Origin of the sequence: Paenibacillus ihumii, assembly GCF_001403875.1 — a bacterium.
GTDB lineage: Bacteria > Bacillota > Bacilli > Paenibacillales > Paenibacillaceae > Fontibacillus > Fontibacillus ihumii.
The window spans coordinates 1,598,938-1,614,932 of the sequence record NZ_LN884299.1 but is presented as its reverse complement, the minus strand read 5'-3'; the positions used below and the strand labels follow the sequence as shown (position 1 = coordinate 1,614,932).

Below are 15,995 nucleotides of genomic sequence, written 5' to 3'. Positions count from 1 at the left end.
TCTTTATGACGGGTAATCTATCATTTCTTCAAAATACCGATTAAGAGACACGCAACGCCGCAGCCGATCCAGATCAATTTGCTCATGGATAGCTTATCCGCCATCCCGGCGAGCCCGATCGCCGTTGTTGTGAGGAGTACCGCAGGGCCTACGAACGCTAGCATAGAATTCACTGCCAGCGCTTTGTCAACGCGCCCGAGCTTAAGCATAATCAAGGCAGCTATAATTTCGATCGAGCCGGAAATAATTCGTATCGTTGCCATGCTGGCCACGAATTTGTCGAGCATAGCCGGATAACAACCCCCTTCTTGTCCATGTCTCTCTTACCTTATGCCCCTTCATCTCTTTTTATTTGCAAAAAATAGAAAGAAGGCCGCCAAAAATTTCGGCGGCCCTCGGTAGGCAGACTATTCTCTTCTCTCATATTCCCAGCGGCTCAATATGCCAAATCTCCGAGGCGTATTGCTTAATGGTATGATCGCTCGAGAACTTGCCCGAATGGGCAATATTCAGCGCGGATTTCTTAAGCCAATCGTAACTGCTGCGGTAAGCCAGATCGATCCGCAAGTGAGCCTCCACGTAACTGGCAAAATCCTTGAGCACAAAAAACTCGTCTTGATGATGCAGCACCGACTGGTAAATTGATTCAAAATCCTGGCCTTCCGAGCAGAAGCGTCCCGGATGGATCAATTGATCCATGACCTCCTTCACCCGCGAGTCTACGTCATAAATATGCCAAGGCGAGTATTCGCCGCTCTGGTTGTATTCCATAACCTGCTGGGCACGCAAGCCGAACAGAAACATATTGTCATCGCCCAGCATTTCATGCATCTCCACGTTAGCTCCGTCTAGAGTACCGACCGTTAGCGCTCCGTTCATCATGAACTTCATGTTCCCGGTTCCCGAGGCCTCCTTCCCAGCCGTCGATATTTGCTCGCTGACATCGGCAGCGGGAATCAGCTTCTCAGCCAGGGAGACGGAATAGTTCTCGAGGAAGACGACCTTCATTTTATCGCGGACCGTCCGGTCCCGATTCACCGTATCGGCCACTGTATTGATCAATTTAATGATATTCTTGGCCAGATAATATCCCGGGGCGGCCTTGGCGCTGAACAGAAAGGTTCGCGGCGTAATATCGGCCGAAGGATTATCCTTCAGCTGATTGTATAAATGCATCATATGCAGCACATTCAGCAGCTGCCGTTTATAAGCATGGAGCCTCTTGGCCTGGACGTCAAAAATCGAATCCGGATCGATGCTGATGTGTAATTTGTCCCTGACGTACTTGGCCAGGCGCAGCTTGTTGCCGCGCTTGACCTCGCGGAGCTTCTCCAGGAAGCCCCGGTCCTCAGCATATTTGATGAGGCTGACCATCTCTCGCGGCTGCGTCATCCAGCGGGAGCCGATCACCTCGGTGATAAGCCTCGCCAATTCCGGATTCGCGTGCATCAGCCATCGCCGGTGCGAAATGCCGTTGGTCTTGTTGTTGAACTTTTCCGGGTACAGCTCATAAAACGGCTTCATTTCGCGCTTCTTCAGTATCTCGGTATGAAGGGCGGCGACGCCGTTGACGCTGTGGCTGCCGACGATAGCCAGGTTAGCCATCCGGATTTGATCGCCATAGATAATCGCCAGCTGCGAAATCCGCTGCTCATCTCCCGGATAATGTTCCAGGAGCTCCGCGCAAAAGCGCTTGTTCAGCTCCTCAATGATCAAATAGATGCGGGGCAGAAGCTGCTTGACCATGGCGGCTGGCCACTTCTCCAGGGCTTCGCTCAGCGTGGTATGATTCGTATACGAGACGGCGCGTCTCGTAATATGCCATGCCTGCTCCCAGGCGCAGCCTCTCTCGTCCAGCAGAATACGCATCAGCTCCGGAATGACTAGCGTAGGATGCGTATCGTTGATATGGACCGCCGCTTTGTCCGGCAGGCGCTCGATCGGGAGCTCCAGCTTATCGAAGGTGCGCAATATGCTCTGCAGGCCAGCCGAGCATAAGAAATACTGCTGCTTCAGGCGAAGCAGCTTGCCTTCGAGCTCGGAATCATCAGGGTACAGAAATTCGGAAACGGACTCTACCGACCGGTAATAATTCAAATAGTTATAATAGCTTCCGCTGTTCGGCTTGATATGCCCCTTAGCCGGGCGGGCGCTCCACAGCCGCAGCGTATTGACGTGGCTGGAGCCGCTGCCGATCACCGGGATGTCATAGGGGATCGCCAGAACGCTTTCATACCCCGTTAATTCGAAATGAAGCCGGCCTTCATGCTCCGACATCTGCACTTCACCGCCGAAGCGAACCTCCACCTTCTTATCCTCGCGGCAGACCTCCCATACATTGCCCCGCTGCAGCCAGTAATCGGGAAGCTCGACCTGGTGCCCGTCAACGATTTTCTGCTCGAACAAGCCGTAACGGTAGCGGATGCCGCAGCCGTGACCGGGCAGCTGCTGCGCTGCCAGAGAATCCAGGAAGCAGGCGGCAAGCCTTCCGAGTCCTCCGTTGCCGAGTCCCGGATCGCTTTCCTCCTCCTCCGCCGCATCCAGATCGAAGCCAAGCTCCCTGAGACCGTCCCGAACGAGCTCCAGCACACCGAGATTGAGCAGATTATTCCCGAGCTGCCGCCCGATCAGAAACTCCATGGAGAAGTAATACACCTGCCTTGCTTTGACGTCTTTCAGCTTCTGATTCGTATGCGCCCAATCCTCCCCTATCCTTTCCCGGATCAGCATGCCGAGAATCCGGTATACATCCGCATCCGTAGCCTCGGAGACAGGCTTCCCCAGCTGGCGGACCAGCTCCTTCTTGAATGTTTCCTTGAAGCATTCCTTGTTATCGAACACGTTATAATCCTCCCTCGGCGGTTTCATCCGGCAGACACTATACCTACACCTTATGTTTAAACGCCAGGGAACGATAAAATAACAAAAATATGAATTAAACTTTGATCTTTCCGCAGACAGACAAAAAGCCGTTCCGCCACATGGTCTGCAGCGAAACGGCTTTCCTGATATAGTTGTGGCTAAAGCTTGATTAGCGGCGCTCCTGTGGTCCGCCGACAAACACCTGGCTCTCGGTATCCAGGCCATAAGCGGTATGCAGCGCTTTGACCACATCATTAAGCTTCGTTCCTTCGATTACGCAGGATACTTTGATCTCCGAGGTGCTTACCATCTTGATGTTGACGCCCTCTTTGGAAATCACATCGAACATTTTCGCAGCCACGCCAGGATGGCTGACCATGCCTGCACCGACGATCGATACTTTAACCAGGCCATCCTCCGAAGTGACCTCATCAAACGGCAGGCTGCCGCGAATTCCGTTAATGACCTGCAGCGCCTTCTCCCGGTCCGTGAGGGCCACGGTGAAGGAGAAATCCGCCTTGCCGTCCTGCACACCGCTCTGAACAATAATATCTACATCGATTTTCGCATCTGCAAGGGAACCGAATACCTGGGCCAATACCCCCGGCACATGGGATACGCCCAAAATGCTGATTCTCGCTACATTTTTATCGTAAGCAATACCGCTGACTACTACACCCTGCTCCATTTTCGCTTCCTCCTTAACAACCGTACCCTCATTATGATTAAAGCTTGAACGAACGACGAGACGGACTTGATTATGCTTCGCGTATTCCACTGCGCGCGGATGAAGCACAGCAGCGCCCAGATTAGCAAGCTCCAGCATTTCATCATAAGAAATTTCCTGCAGCTTGCGGGCATTCTTCACGATCCGCGGATCCGTAGAATAAATACCGTCTACATCTGTGTAGATTTCACAGTAATCGGCAGAAATGGCCGCGGCTAGAGCAACTGCCGTCGTATCCGAGCCGCCGCGTCCGAACGTCGTGATCTCTCCGTCCTCGCTCATCCCCTGGAATCCGGCAACGATAACGATATTGCCTTCGTCCAGCGCCGCCTGCACCCGCTGCGGCTGAATATCGGTAATGCGAGCTCTGGAATGCTCTTTATCGGTACGGAAGCCAGCCTGCCAGCCGGTAAATGATACCGCCTTGCGGCCTTCCGCATGAATCGCGATGGACAGAAGCGAAATCGAAATCTGCTCTCCCGTCGTCATCAGCATATCCATTTCACGTAAAGGCGGCTCCTTGCTCAGAAGCTTCGCCTGATCAATCAAATCATCCGTCGTATCCCCCATGGCAGACACCACAGCAACAACCTGATGCCCCTCATCCTGCTTCTCGACGATGCGCCGGGCTACGCGCTGCATCCGTTCCGTGTCGCCCACGGAACTTCCACCGAACTTCATAACAAATAAAGCCAAATCAGACCCTCCCAAAAATAGACTATCTCCTATCCAAGCACAGTACGGCTATGATACACGATGAGTTCTAATAGAATCGCTATCACTGGAAATGCTAGCAGTAACGCTTTAAACCAGTATAATACGAAAGAGCGGTAATAATCCATTGCTTTTCAATACAATCATTGAAGTTTTCATCATATTTTAAGACCCGGATCCATCCAAAAAAATTCCCCCACTCGAAAAAGAGTGGAGGATGAGGCTGCCTTCTGCAAGGCATGAATGTGTATCGTGAATTTTAAGCCCGGGAAATATACTTGCCTTCACGAGTATCAATCAGAAGAACATCATCCTGATTAATGAACAATGGAACCTGTACGTTAAGGCCCGTCTCCAGCTTGGCGTTCTTCGTAGCGCCGGTAGCGGTATTGCCTTTAATGCCCGGCTCGGATTCCACTACGCGCAGTTCCACGCTGTTCGGCAAATTGATCCCGAGAATTTCGCCTTGGTAGCTGACGATTTTCACGTTCATATTCTCCTTCAGGAAGTTCAGTTCCCATTCCAATTGGTCAGCGGACAACGTAAATTGGTCATACGTCTCGTTATCCATGAATGTATGATCTTGTCCACTAGCGTACAAATATTGGACGTCGCGGTTCTCGATCATCGCTCTGCTCACGGTCTCGCCGGCGCGGAACGTCTTCTCGACCGTATTCCCGTTACGGAGATTTTTCAATTTAGAGCGGACGAACGCAGCCCCTTTCCCCGGCTTTACGTGCTGGAACTCCAGCACCGTATAGATGTCGCCTTCGAATTCGATGGTCAGGCCTGTTTTAAAATCGTTGACTGAAATCACAAATAGAACCTCCTATAGGATCAAATGAGTTGCACAACTACTGTATGATAATCTAAAATTACCCCATTTTAAAGCCATACATTAAAAATCAATGACAGTGAACTCCTTGCTCGATTCCGTCAGCCTGCGGCAGCCGTCCTCCGTAATGACGACATCATCCTCAATCCGCACGCCGCCAAAGCCCGGTATGTAGATTCCCGGTTCGACTGTAACGACCATTCCCGGCTGCAGAACATCGTCGCTAAGCTTAGATAGACGGGGAGACTCGTGCACCTCCATGCCCAGCCCGTGCCCCGTGCTGTGGCCGAACTGCTCGCCATAACCGTAACGGGCGATGATGTCGCGGGCAAGAGCATCCGCTTCGTGGCCCGTCATGCCTGGGCGAAGATGCTGAAGGGTATGAAGCTGAGCCTCAAGCACGATGTCATAAATCTCGCGATGCTTAGGAGCTGGCTTGCCGAGCACCACAGTTCGCGTAATGTCCGAGCAGTACCCGTTCAGCAGCGCGCCGAAATCCATTTTGACAAATTCGCCGCTGCCCAGCACGCGATCACTGGCAACTCCGTGCGGCAGGGCCGAACGCTCGCCCGAGGCCACAATCGTATCGAAGCTGCTTGAGGTCGCCCCGCGCTTCCGCATAAAGACCTCGATCTCCAGGGCCATGTCCCGTTCCGCTACGCCCGGCCGCAGCACCTTAAGCATATGCATAAATGTCTGGTCGGCCAGCTCCGCAGCCTGCTTCATGAGCTTAAGCTCATGATCATCCTTGAATAAGCGCAGGCCTTCAACCAGGCCAGCCGTAGGAATCAGCTTAACGGGATCCAGATCCTCCTCGTAAGCCCGGAAGGTGGAGAAGACCACTTTGTCCTCTTCGAATCCAAGCTCGCTGATCTTCTGGCTGGATAGCAGCTCTGTAAGCGTGCTCGCGACGGACGGGCCGTGCTCGACGATCTCGAAGCCTGCCGCTTGATCGGCAGCCTGGGTCATGTAGCGAAAATCCGTTAACAGATATGACTTGTCCATCGTAACTAACACGTAGCCGGACGTCCCGGTAAATCCCGTCAAATACTGACGATTGACGTTCCCGGTAATCCATACCGCTTCCAGGCGCTTCTCTCTCATGGCTTCCCGAAGGCGGCTTACTCTTGAATTCGCCATTATATGCTCTCCTTATTTTCGACTTTCCAGATGCCGTACCAGCGCCATTAAGCCCAGCTCATAGCTGTATGCGCCGAAGCCGGCGATTTGGCCGACCGCCAAAGCGGCGGTAACGGATGTATGGCGGAAGGTCTCTCGGGCATGGATGTTCGACATATGCACTTCCACAAAAGGAAGGCTCACTGCGGCAAATGCATCGCGCAGCGCATAACTGTAATGCGTCAGCGCACCCGGATTGATGATAATCCCATCGAAGCTGCCCAGCGCTGCATGTATCTTATCGATCAGATATCCCTCATGGTTGGATTGATAGAACTCAAGAACCAGACCCCGCTGCTCGCCCTGCTTACGCAAGCTGTCTTCTATCTCGCGAAGCCCAGCGGAACCATATACGCCAGGTTCGCGAATCCCCAGCATATTTAAATTCGGTCCGTTCAATACCAGGATACGGTACATCATTCCACACCCTTCCTGCAAAATTACCAAAAGTAATTTTAACATAGGTGCGAGGCAAATGAGAAGCCTTTTATGCTTATTACAGCGCTTTTTGCGGTTCTCTGTGCCGCTCGTCCGTATATTCCATGGCAGCTGTATATCCGATGAACAGCCCCCATAATAAATAAAGGCAAAATTCGCTGATTACCGTATCCGCCGGCAGCGAGGAAAGCTTTGCTGTCATGCCCAGCATCGGCCCCAGCACCATAAAGATAACGGCCCACCATACGATGCCGTATATGATCCCCGGATACGGTCCCTTCAAGCGGCGAAAGAGCAGAGTATACAGCAGTGCGGCGATGATCGAGAACAAGATGAAGAACAGCCACCCGACATAATATCCGGCCTGCGTTTTGAGAAACGGCGTCTTGAAAAAGGGCTCCGCCAAATATCCCGGCAAGATGACCGATAATCTGAAGTAATACATCAACGCTTTAATTCCGCCCCAGATCAGCCCGGCAAAAAAACCGAGCTGCAGACTGAAGGTCCACACATTCGTTCTTTTCAATCCATCATCCCTTTGCCGCCTTCGCTTAGACACTGGCGCATCCCTTCCTTTCCTGTCCCATCCATGGCTTCCATTCGTCCTTATAGTATGCGCAGGTTCGAAAAAGACTAAACAAACTAGAATTTGATCCCCAGATTCGCTACAATGGAATTATTATTCTATGCGATACCGAGATTAATTAGGGAAGGTGAAATTTTTGCCTACGCAATCCAAACCGAATATTTATGGCGGCCAAGCCGTAATAGAAGGTGTCATGTTTGGCGGCAAGCATGTTAATGTCACCGCGGTCCGCCGCAAAAATGGGGAAATTACTTTTCTGGAGGTTCCCAAACAGGACAAGTCATGGGTTAAGAAGCTGCGCAAAGTCCCGCTGATTCGCGGTATTGTCAGCATTATCGACTCCAGTGCCAAAGGCTCAAAGCACCTGAACTACTCTGCAGAGGCCTTGGCCGATGACGAGACGGAGCCGGAGGAACGCGCCAAGCAGAAGGAGAAGGAATCATCCGGTTTTTCCCTGACGATGATTGTAGGCGTTGCGATCGCCGGCGTTCTGTCCTTCCTGTTCGGCAAAGTCGTATTCACCTTGGTTCCGGCCATCGTGGAGCAGTATTTATTCCAGAACGCATTCAACAACCGGGTACTGCATACGCTGGTGGAAGGCGTGATCAAAATCGTCCTGCTGCTGGTCTATTTATGGGCTATCTCGCAAACTCCGGTGATCAAGAGACTGTTCCAATATCACGGTGCGGAGCATAAAGTAATTACAGCCTATGAGAACGGTGAAGAGCTGACGGTCGAGAACGTGCAGAAATACAGCCGGCTTCACTACCGCTGCGGCAGCAGCTTCATTATCCTAACCGTCATCGTCGGCGTAATCATTTATTCCCTGTTCCATTGGGACAACGTCTGGGAGCGCATGTACCTCCGGCTGCTGCTGCTGCCGCTGGTGATCGGGGTCTCCTTTGAGCTTCTGCGCTTGACCAATGCGGTCCGCGACATTCCCGTGCTTCGCTTCCTCGGTTATCCGGGGCTCTGGCTCCAGCTGCTAACCACGAAGGAGCCGAAGGACGATCAGGTAGAGGTATCGATCGCTTCCTTCAACCGGATGCGAGAGCTCGACGAACAATATGAACGGGAGGGTGTCATTTCACAGCCTGCCCCAAATACGGCCTTTGATCCCGTGAAAGGATGATAAGCGATGAAGAAGCAGGCCATCCTATTTTGGAGTATGATAGGACTTGCTGCATTTGGAGTGATTAATGCGATATTTGGAAGAGGGCTCATGGATTGGAGCAGCTTGCTCATCCCTGCCGTCCTGGTGGGAATCGTGTTCTGGCTCTATAAATTCCCGCCGCGCAAATACAGGGCAAGGCACCCTAAGGTAAAGCCTTCTGCCCGGACGATGGCCAAACTGGCTACCGAGCAGCGGCAGTCCTCAGGACATAAACGCAAGCATTACCCGTTCCAGGTCATCGAAGGAAATAAAGGAAAGAATGAGGATGACGTACCAAGGTACCATTGATTTTATTTATTAGCCTGCTGATACTTTATGAACTGTTCTTCGTAATATTGGGTATTCCAGTCACTGAAGAAGTGAGTGCCCGATTGAAGCCCGGATTCATAAAGCAGCAGGCTTTCTTCTTTGCTGATATCGAACTGGGTCGTACCGATGCCAAGCGTCGGTATTTTAATCGTCCGGTAGCGGTTCGATTGCTCGATATACCTCTCATCATGCGCCGAGAGCATCGTCTCCACCAGCGCCTGAAGCATCGTGAACGGCCCCGTGATCAGATGAGGCTGGTTCGAATTCTTTCCGACCATTTGGAAGCCGACCGTGGGAATCATCTCCCCCCGGGGCTTGCAGCTGTCCTCATCGAACAGCCATAATGGGAAATTGCTGAGCAGCCCGCCGTCGACGATATGCAGAAACTGGTCTGCAAACGGCTTGCCCATCGACAGCTGAGGAGGCAGCCTCAGCAGCACGGGGTCAAAGAAATAAGGGATGCTGCAGCTCATCCGCACCGCCCGGGCGACTTCAAACTTTTGGGGGGAGATGCCCAGCTTCTGAAGATCATCAGGAAGAATCAATATTCGTCCGCTCGTAATGTCGGAGGCAATGATCGTCAGCTTGCCTTTCGGCAAATCACCGAAGGTTCGGATGCCCTTGTCGACCATCAACTGCCTGATCCAGTCCTCCAGAGCTTCCCCCGAATACAGCCCCTTCTTAAGCAGCACCCTGAGCGCCGGACCGATGATCCGTACGTTAAAGATTGGAGCTCGTTTCAGGAACTCTATGAACGAGGTTCCCATGATAATCTCCTTCATCTCTTCAGCGGAATAGCCGGCCGCGATCAGAGCTGCAACGATGGAGCCCGATGACGTTCCGGCTACCCGGTGAAACTTCGCCCCATGCCGCTCTGCCGCCCTGACCGCCCCCGCCAAGGATATCCCTTTAACGCCCCCGCCCTCGAATACGCCATTTATCAACATATAACAACAGCCCCCATTCCATACACAAGTCTACTGCTTATGTATGTCAAGGGGGCTGTTCCTATGTCATCCTAGGAGCCGAAATATGATTTTAATAATGAAATAAGTCCTAGCGGATTCTTCTTTAAATCCTTGGCGCTAAAAAAGATGCTGCCCTTCACTTCAGGTACTCTTTCGTTGTATTCCAACTGACGGATGATTTCGTCTGCGGATTGCCAGCCGATCTCCGTCGTTCCGATCTTGTAAGGAGAATGTCCGATATACAGCTTAACATCCGTTCCCCTGACTTCCTGAGCCCACCAGTCTACGAGAATATCATAGCGTACCTCGGGGCGCGTCAGGCTCCAATACAATTGCGGCGTGACATAATCGATCCATTCGTTGCGTATCCAGGCTCTGACATCCGCATAAGTGCTGTCATATGCGGTCATTCCGGCCTTCGTGTCCGAGCCGGTAATATCCGAAGCCTTGTTGCGCCACACACCGAACGGGCTGATTCCGTACGAGACGTCGGGTTTGGCCTCATGAACGCTGCGGCCTAGGTCGCGGACGAATTGGTTGATGTTGTCTCTGCGCCAATCCCCTTTGCTAAGCTGCTTCTCATTATAACGCTTCATCGCGGCATCGTCATTGAACTTGCTCTTGGCCGTCTCTCCCGACGGGTAGAAATAGTCGTCCAAATGCACGCCATCGATATCATAGCCTGTGACAACCTCCATGATGGCGTCAATGATATGCTGCCGCGCCTCCGGGATGCCGGGATTAATGTAGAGCTTGTCGGCAAATTTCACGATCCAGTCCGGATGCTGATGAACGACATGATTGCTCGGGAGCTTGCTCGTGTCGGCATTCATGCTTGCCCGGAAAGGATTGAACCAGGCATGGAACTCCATGCCCCGGCGATGCGTTTCCTCGATCAGGAAAGCAAGCGGATCATACCCTGGATCCTGGCCTGCGGTTCCCGTCAGATAGACAGACCACGGCACGAGCTTGGAAGGATAGATCGCATCTGCTGTTGGCCTAACCTGAACAAAAACCGCATTCAGGCCCATATCCTGCATCTCGTCCAGCAGCTTGATGTATTCCTGCTTCTGCTGCTCTTCATTTCCGTAGGAGACTTTGGTCGGCCAGTCGAGATTAATGACCGTCGAAATCCATACTCCCCGCAGCTCCGTCGCCCCTCCGCCGCCTCCAGGTGGCTGAGTTGCCGGTGGTGGCGCAGGCTGTTCAACCGGAGGAGTTATAGGTGCTGGCTTCTCTGCCGGCGGTGTGCTCGTACTCTGCGAGGTCAATGTTATCGTCCGGGACGCCGAATTCCAATCAACCTGCAGCCCCAGCTGCTCGCCGACGAAACGAAGCGGCACCATCGTCCGTCCCGAGCTGATCTCTACCGATACGTCCAGGCTTACCGCCGTACCGTTCACCTGGGCTGTCGGGCTTCCTTTGCGCAGTACAATCGTATTCCCGTCTTTGTCGATCGTTACGGACTTCGTGACGGGAAGCCAGTCGACCTGAGCTCCCAAGCCTTCGCTGATCACCCGGAGCGGCACCATCGTGACATTGTTCTTCGGCTTGATGTACGGAGGGGCCTCGCTCGTCAGAAGCCTTCCATCCAGAATAATTTCAATCGGGCGCGCTGCAGCCGCATTTGCCTGGCCGAACAGGGGCCATATGAGCAGCAGCAGAAAAGGAACAAACCAAGTGCGAAATTTCATCAGTTACCTCCAAATTATGAATTCATTGTTGCGGACCATATTGCGTCTCCTTCTATCTCTAACGTCTTCATATCCCCGAGAGTTGCGCTATTCCAACAAAAATTGGCTCTTTCTTCCCAGGCGGCGGCAGAGAAAAAGCATCTGTCCGCATAAGACAGATGCTTTCGCTAGGATTCGTTCATGAGCTCCTTCTCGACATCCCGAAGATCTTGAATTCTGGATTCGTCGCGTTTGAAGTAATCTACTAAAGCGGCGATTCGGGTAATCGAATCCCAGCTCAAATGATGCTCGATTCCCTCCACGTCCTTATAAATGTTCTCTTCATCCACGCCGATCATTTCCAGAAATTCCTCCAGCAGATGATGCCGGTCAACGAGACGCTTTCCGATCTTCTTGCCTTTGCTCGTAAGCACCAGGCCCCGGTATTTCTCATAGATGACGTATTCGTCCTTATCCAGCTTCTGGATCATCTTGGTGACGGAAGAAGGATGAACTTCCAATCCTTCGGCAATATCGGAAACGCGCGCATACCCCTTCTCGTCAATCAGCTTGTAAATGCGCTCCAAATAATCCTCCATACTAGGTGTTGGCATCTTACGAACCTCTTTTCCTCAGTTGGCGCAGACTACCATCCACGCAACAATTGCTACTATCATCAATGATACATGTTCTGCTTGTCCGTTGGCAAGTGTGCCGGAATTTAGAATTTAAGCCATTCTGGCGTAATTTGCTGCAGCCAAATTGTAATTTTGGCCATCTGATTCGTGAACAGCAGCACCCCCATCAGCAGCATCAGCGCCCCGCCGATTTTCATGATCGCTGCGGAATAACGAGTAATCCATTTGGTGCTGCCGATGAAAAAGGCCAAAACGAAAAAAGGAAGGGCAAAGCCAAGGGTGTACGCCGTGATCAGGCTCATCCAGGTTCCCGGCTCGCTCACCGCCAGTGAAATAATCGCAGCCAGAATCGGTCCGACACAAGGAGACCATCCGGCGGAAAAGCCGATGCCGAATATAAAGGAGGCCACATACCCGGTTTTCTTCATTTTAATATCCAGTTTCCGCTCCTTGAGCAGAAACTGCGGCTGAAAAATTCCTAGCAAAAACAAGCCCATAAGTATAATTAGAATAGCAGAAATCTGTCGAATCAAATCCCGGTTGCTAACGAAAAACTCACCAAAGAGACCCGCGCCGAAGCCAAGCGTATAGAATACGACGGAGAATCCCAGGATAAACGCAAGCGTATGCGTCATCGTCTTCATTCGAACTTCCCGCTTGTTCTGCTCTGTCTTCAGCGTCTGTACCGACATGCCCGTTATGTAAGACAAATAAGACGGATAGAGCGGCAAACAGCAGGGCGAGATGAAGGAGGCAACGCCAGCCCCGAATGCTACCAATACATTAATATCAGCCATTAGAGCCTCCGATCTTTATGATGAGATTGAATGTATTGTCCTGCCTAAACGCGCAACCCCTTCTTGCCCACAAGCGTGATAATGAGCATGGCGATGAGCAGCAGCACGATCGTTGCGCCCGGTGCCAGATTCCATATACCGGCCATGATCAGCCCGATCACGACGGCGATTTCCGCAATGATTACGGAGAAAATGACCGAAGACTTGAAGCTTCGCGCGATCAGCAGACTGCAGGCCGCAGGAATCGTAATCAGCGCAGAGACGAGCAGGGCGCCGACGATTTTGATAGCTGTGCTGATCACGAGCGCCGTGAGCACGGTAATCAGCAGGTTGAACAGTTTGACGGGCAGCCCGCTGACCGCAGCGGCATCCTCCTCGAACGTCAGAAGGAAGAACTCCTTGAAGAAGATGGACACGACGGTAATCACGACGAGCGTGACGATACCGACAGTATACAAATCTTCCCTGCTCAAAGTATAAATGCTGCCGAACAATACATCCGTATTGTACCCTATCCCGAGCGTAAAGAACAGAGAGGCTAGCGCCACGCCTCCAGACATAATGATGGCTATGGACAGCTCCGCGTAAGCTTTGTAGGCTTTGCGCAGCTTCTCAATGGCAAAGGAGGCCAGAACTGCGAAGGCCAGTCCCACCCAGATCGGGTTGGCATCAATAAGAAAACCCAGAGCCACCCCCGCGATGGTTACGTGGGCCAGCGTGTCCCCGATCATCGACAGGCGGCGCAGCACTAAAAAAATACCGATCAGGGGAGCCGTAATGCCGATGAGCAGCCCACCTATCAGCGCATTCTGAAAAAATTCTGCCGTTAATATTTCCAAGATTCACATCTCCTCAAAGTTTTGCTCCGCAAAACTTACCTCGTAAGCATAAAATACATCCTCTAGTTGATTGAATGTTGAAGATCGGAGATCGAACAATCCTGATCATGGGAATGCTTCACATAGAACTTGATCGCTCCGCAGCGGTCCAGCGGCTCATCGCCCAAATTATCCTCAATCATTTCCACATCGTGAGATACCATTAGAAATGTCATTTGATGATGCGCATGCATATGAAAAATCAGTTCAAAAAAATCCTCTTGCGTCTGTGCATCAATTCCGACCGTAGGCTCGTCCAGAATGAGCAAATCCGGCTTATTGATCAAGGCCCTTGCCAAAAAAACGCGCTGCTGCTGTCCGCCTGACAGCTCCCCGATCCGCTTGCCCGCGATATCCCCTATGCGCATAACCTCAAGCGCATCGTCGCATTTCGCCTGCTCCGCCTTGCCGATGCGGCGAAACAGCTTCTTGTTGTTATACAGCCCCGACATGACGACTTCCCTTACAGTTGCCGGGAATAACGGATTAAATGAGTTCTTCTGAGGCACATAGCCGATTCTGTCCCAATCGCGAAAGCGCCGGATGGGCTGGCCAAACAGCCGAATTTCCCCTCCGGTAGGCGACAGCAGCCCGACCATCATCCGCAGCAGGGTCGTCTTTCCTGCTCCGTTAGAGCCAATGACGCCGACGAAGTCGCGCTCCTTCACCTTAAAGCTGAAATTCGAGATGATCTCCTTGTCCTTATATGCGAAGGATACGTCGACAAGCTCGATGATGCTATCATGGCAGGCCCGTGCTGATGCTGTTAAATTGTCCGGTTTCATCTTGACCGTCCTTCCGCTGGATTGTCTCCCCTTATTGTAAAGCGAGAACAAGATTTTGCAAATTTTTCTCCATCAATGTAAAATAGTTCTCCCCCGCCTGCTCCTGCTGCTTCGTCAGCCCCTCCACCGGGTTAAGCACCAGCGTCTTCACGCCTGCCTCGGAGGCCAGCGTGTTTACCAGCTTATCGGATACAAGCTCCTCGAAAAAGATATACTGAATGCCATTCTCCTTGACCAGCTTGGACAAACGAATCAAATCCTGGGCTTTCGGCTCCGCCTCTGGAGTCAGGCCCATAATCGAATGCTGGGTCAGCCCGTAATCCCGGCACAAATAGCCGAACGATTGGTGGGAGACGACGATATCCTTCCGGCTTGTCTTGGAGAGCTCCTCCGTAAACTTGGCATCGAGCTTCTGCAAGCGGGCCTTCAATTGCTCGTAGCGGGCTTCGTAATCTTCACGATGGGCTGGGTCGACCTCGACATAGCTGTTTTTGATATTCTCAGCCATAATCAGCGCTGATTTCGGACTTACCCATGTATGCGGGTCGATGTGGCCATGGTCATGACCGTGGTCATGGCCATCCTCCTGGCCGTGCTCATCTTCTGCCTGCTCATGCCCTTCCTCTAGATGATCGCCGCTGTTCGCTCCATGGTCATGCCCGTCTTCCTCCTCGCTAGTAATGAGGGGAATCCCCTGGCTTACTTCCACGGTCTTGACCTGGGAATCGCTGCCCAGGCCTTTAAGAAAGCTGTCCATCCAGCCTTCCAGGCCTGCTCCGTTGTACAGGAACAGCTGAGCTTTGGAGGCATTCAGAATTTCCTGGCTGCGCGGCGTCCAATCATGCGGTTCTACGCCTGCAGGCAGCAAATTCATCACATGCGCCTGCTCCCCGCCTATTTCCTTCGCAAATTCATAAAGAGGATAGAAGCTCGTTACTACATTGACCTTCCCCTCCACGACTTTATTCCCGTCATTGCCGCTTCCGCAGCCTGACAGCATAAGCAATGCAGCCAGCAGCAGTACGACACTCTTCCAGCCTTGATGAATCTTCACGTATGACGCCATTATGATCTTCCTTCCTAGTCCGAGCTTAATCGTAATTATTACTAGTAGGATTATAGGGTCAACCAAAACCGGTTGTCAACCTCCTAAATCTGACTTTTACGTATAGTCACATTCTAGTGTTGGCGCATGCTTGGCAAAATAAACGGAGTCATGGCGTAACAGCGTAACGTTCAAAGACCCGTATATGGAGCTAATAAAATTACATGTTCTTATATGAAATTTTCGTTATTTACTTTGCAGGGAGCCTGCTTTGCCCACGATGCATAACAAACTTGCAGGATGTGCATTGAAAAGTGCATGTTCCCCTACTAACGTGTATGGTATAACAGCTAATGAGTTTAAGAATGCGCTTTCAATAGGGCTTGT

General features: G+C 51.9%; 16 protein-coding genes. 2 read left to right on the top strand and 14 right to left on the bottom strand.

Features of this window, described 5'->3' with window-relative positions; translation table 11 throughout:
• Positions 1-20 precede the first annotated feature (20 nt).
• The 7 genes from BN2762_RS14640 to BN2762_RS14610 all read right to left on the bottom strand — a co-directional run bounded on the left by BN2762_RS14640 (position 21) and on the right by BN2762_RS14610 (position 7,281).
• Positions 21-287, bottom strand: a complete 267-nt coding sequence (locus BN2762_RS14640) for a YqhV family protein (RefSeq protein WP_055107677.1) — start codon at positions 285-287, stop codon at positions 21-23.
• Positions 288-420: 133 nt separating this feature from the next.
• Complete coding sequence (locus tag BN2762_RS14635; protein WP_055107676.1) at positions 421-2,841, bottom strand: glycogen/starch/alpha-glucan phosphorylase; 2,421 nt, start codon at positions 2,839-2,841, stop codon at positions 421-423.
• 190 nt (positions 2,842-3,031) lie between these two features.
• A complete protein-coding gene (locus BN2762_RS14630) occupies positions 3,032-4,285 on the bottom strand; it encodes an aspartate kinase (protein ID WP_055107675.1) in 1,254 nt (417 codons plus the stop codon).
• 277 nt (positions 4,286-4,562) lie between these two features.
• On the bottom strand, positions 4,563-5,120 hold the full coding sequence (gene efp / locus BN2762_RS14625) for an elongation factor P (RefSeq protein WP_055107674.1): 558 nt from the start codon (positions 5,118-5,120) through the stop codon (positions 4,563-4,565).
• A gap of 81 nt (positions 5,121-5,201) precedes the next feature.
• Positions 5,202-6,278, bottom strand: a complete 1,077-nt coding sequence (locus BN2762_RS14620; RefSeq protein ID WP_055107673.1) for a M24 family metallopeptidase — start codon at positions 6,276-6,278, stop codon at positions 5,202-5,204.
• 12 nt (positions 6,279-6,290) lie between these two features.
• Positions 6,291-6,734 (bottom strand): type II 3-dehydroquinate dehydratase, encoded by a 444-nt coding sequence (gene aroQ, locus BN2762_RS14615; protein ID WP_055110066.1) that lies wholly within the window; start codon positions 6,732-6,734, stop codon positions 6,291-6,293.
• A gap of 79 nt (positions 6,735-6,813) precedes the next feature.
• Positions 6,814-7,281, bottom strand: coding sequence for a YqhR family membrane protein (locus tag BN2762_RS14610; RefSeq protein ID WP_230202520.1), 468 nt, complete (start codon positions 7,279-7,281; stop codon positions 6,814-6,816).
• A 196-nt stretch (positions 7,282-7,477) separates the two neighbouring features.
• Between BN2762_RS14610 and BN2762_RS14605 the strand changes: the two genes are divergently transcribed.
• Entirely contained in the window at positions 7,478-8,473 is a 996-nt protein-coding gene (locus BN2762_RS14605; RefSeq protein ID WP_055107671.1) for a DUF1385 domain-containing protein, read from the top strand.
• A 6-nt stretch (positions 8,474-8,479) separates the two neighbouring features.
• Complete coding sequence (locus BN2762_RS14600; RefSeq protein WP_055107670.1) at positions 8,480-8,803, top strand: hypothetical protein; 324 nt, start codon at positions 8,480-8,482, stop codon at positions 8,801-8,803.
• 2 nt (positions 8,804-8,805) lie between these two features.
• On the opposite strand, the gene BN2762_RS14595 is transcribed toward BN2762_RS14600, so the two are convergent.
• From BN2762_RS14595 to BN2762_RS14565, 7 genes are all read right to left on the bottom strand, one after another.
• Positions 8,806-9,771, bottom strand: coding sequence for a patatin-like phospholipase family protein (locus tag BN2762_RS14595; RefSeq protein ID WP_055107669.1), 966 nt, complete (start codon positions 9,769-9,771; stop codon positions 8,806-8,808).
• 71 nt (positions 9,772-9,842) lie between these two features.
• Entirely contained in the window at positions 9,843-11,486 is a 1,644-nt protein-coding gene (locus BN2762_RS14590; RefSeq protein ID WP_055107668.1) for a family 10 glycosylhydrolase, read from the bottom strand.
• Positions 11,487-11,653: 167 nt separating this feature from the next.
• On the bottom strand, positions 11,654-12,079 hold the full coding sequence (gene mntR, locus BN2762_RS14585) for a transcriptional regulator MntR (RefSeq protein ID WP_055107667.1): 426 nt from the start codon (positions 12,077-12,079) through the stop codon (positions 11,654-11,656).
• A gap of 107 nt (positions 12,080-12,186) precedes the next feature.
• On the bottom strand, positions 12,187-12,900 hold the full coding sequence (locus tag BN2762_RS14580; protein WP_055107666.1) for a cytochrome c biogenesis CcdA family protein: 714 nt from the start codon (positions 12,898-12,900) through the stop codon (positions 12,187-12,189).
• Between the two features lie 44 nt (positions 12,901-12,944).
• A complete protein-coding gene (locus BN2762_RS14575; RefSeq protein WP_055107665.1) occupies positions 12,945-13,739 on the bottom strand; it encodes a metal ABC transporter permease in 795 nt (264 codons plus the stop codon).
• Between the two features lie 62 nt (positions 13,740-13,801).
• The gene (locus BN2762_RS14570; RefSeq protein WP_055107664.1) at positions 13,802-14,563 is read right to left on the bottom strand and encodes a metal ABC transporter ATP-binding protein; all 762 of its coding nucleotides are present in this window, start codon (positions 14,561-14,563) and stop codon (positions 13,802-13,804) included.
• Between the two features lie 31 nt (positions 14,564-14,594).
• Entirely contained in the window at positions 14,595-15,629 is a 1,035-nt protein-coding gene (locus tag BN2762_RS14565; protein WP_055107663.1) for a metal ABC transporter solute-binding protein, Zn/Mn family, read from the bottom strand.
• Between the last annotated feature and the right edge of the window lie 366 nt (positions 15,630-15,995).

Bases quoted from the DNA above. Each gene is read 5' to 3' on its own strand.
- BN2762_RS14590 (WP_055107668.1), bottom strand. From the start codon at position 11,486: ATGAAATTTCGCACTTGGTTTGTTCCTTTTCTGCTGCTGCTCATATGG.
- BN2762_RS14580 (WP_055107666.1), bottom strand. From the start codon at position 12,900: ATGGCTGATATTAATGTATTGGTAGCATTCGGGGCTGGCGTTGCCTCC.
- BN2762_RS14570 (WP_055107664.1), bottom strand. From the start codon at position 14,563: ATGAAACCGGACAATTTAACAGCATCAGCACGGGCCTGCCATGATAGC.
- mntR (WP_055107667.1), bottom strand. From the start codon at position 12,079: ATGCCAACACCTAGTATGGAGGATTATTTGGAGCGCATTTACAAGCTG.
- BN2762_RS14620 (WP_055107673.1), bottom strand. From the start codon at position 6,278: ATGGCGAATTCAAGAGTAAGCCGCCTTCGGGAAGCCATGAGAGAGAAG.
- BN2762_RS14565 (WP_055107663.1), bottom strand. From the start codon at position 15,629: ATGGCGTCATACGTGAAGATTCATCAAGGCTGGAAGAGTGTCGTACTG.
- BN2762_RS14640 (WP_055107677.1), bottom strand. From the start codon at position 287: ATGCTCGACAAATTCGTGGCCAGCATGGCAACGATACGAATTATTTCC.
- BN2762_RS14600 (WP_055107670.1), top strand. From the start codon at position 8,480: ATGAAGAAGCAGGCCATCCTATTTTGGAGTATGATAGGACTTGCTGCA.
- aroQ (WP_055110066.1), bottom strand. From the start codon at position 6,734: ATGTACCGTATCCTGGTATTGAACGGACCGAATTTAAATATGCTGGGG.
- BN2762_RS14595 (WP_055107669.1), bottom strand. From the start codon at position 9,771: ATGTTGATAAATGGCGTATTCGAGGGCGGGGGCGTTAAAGGGATATCC.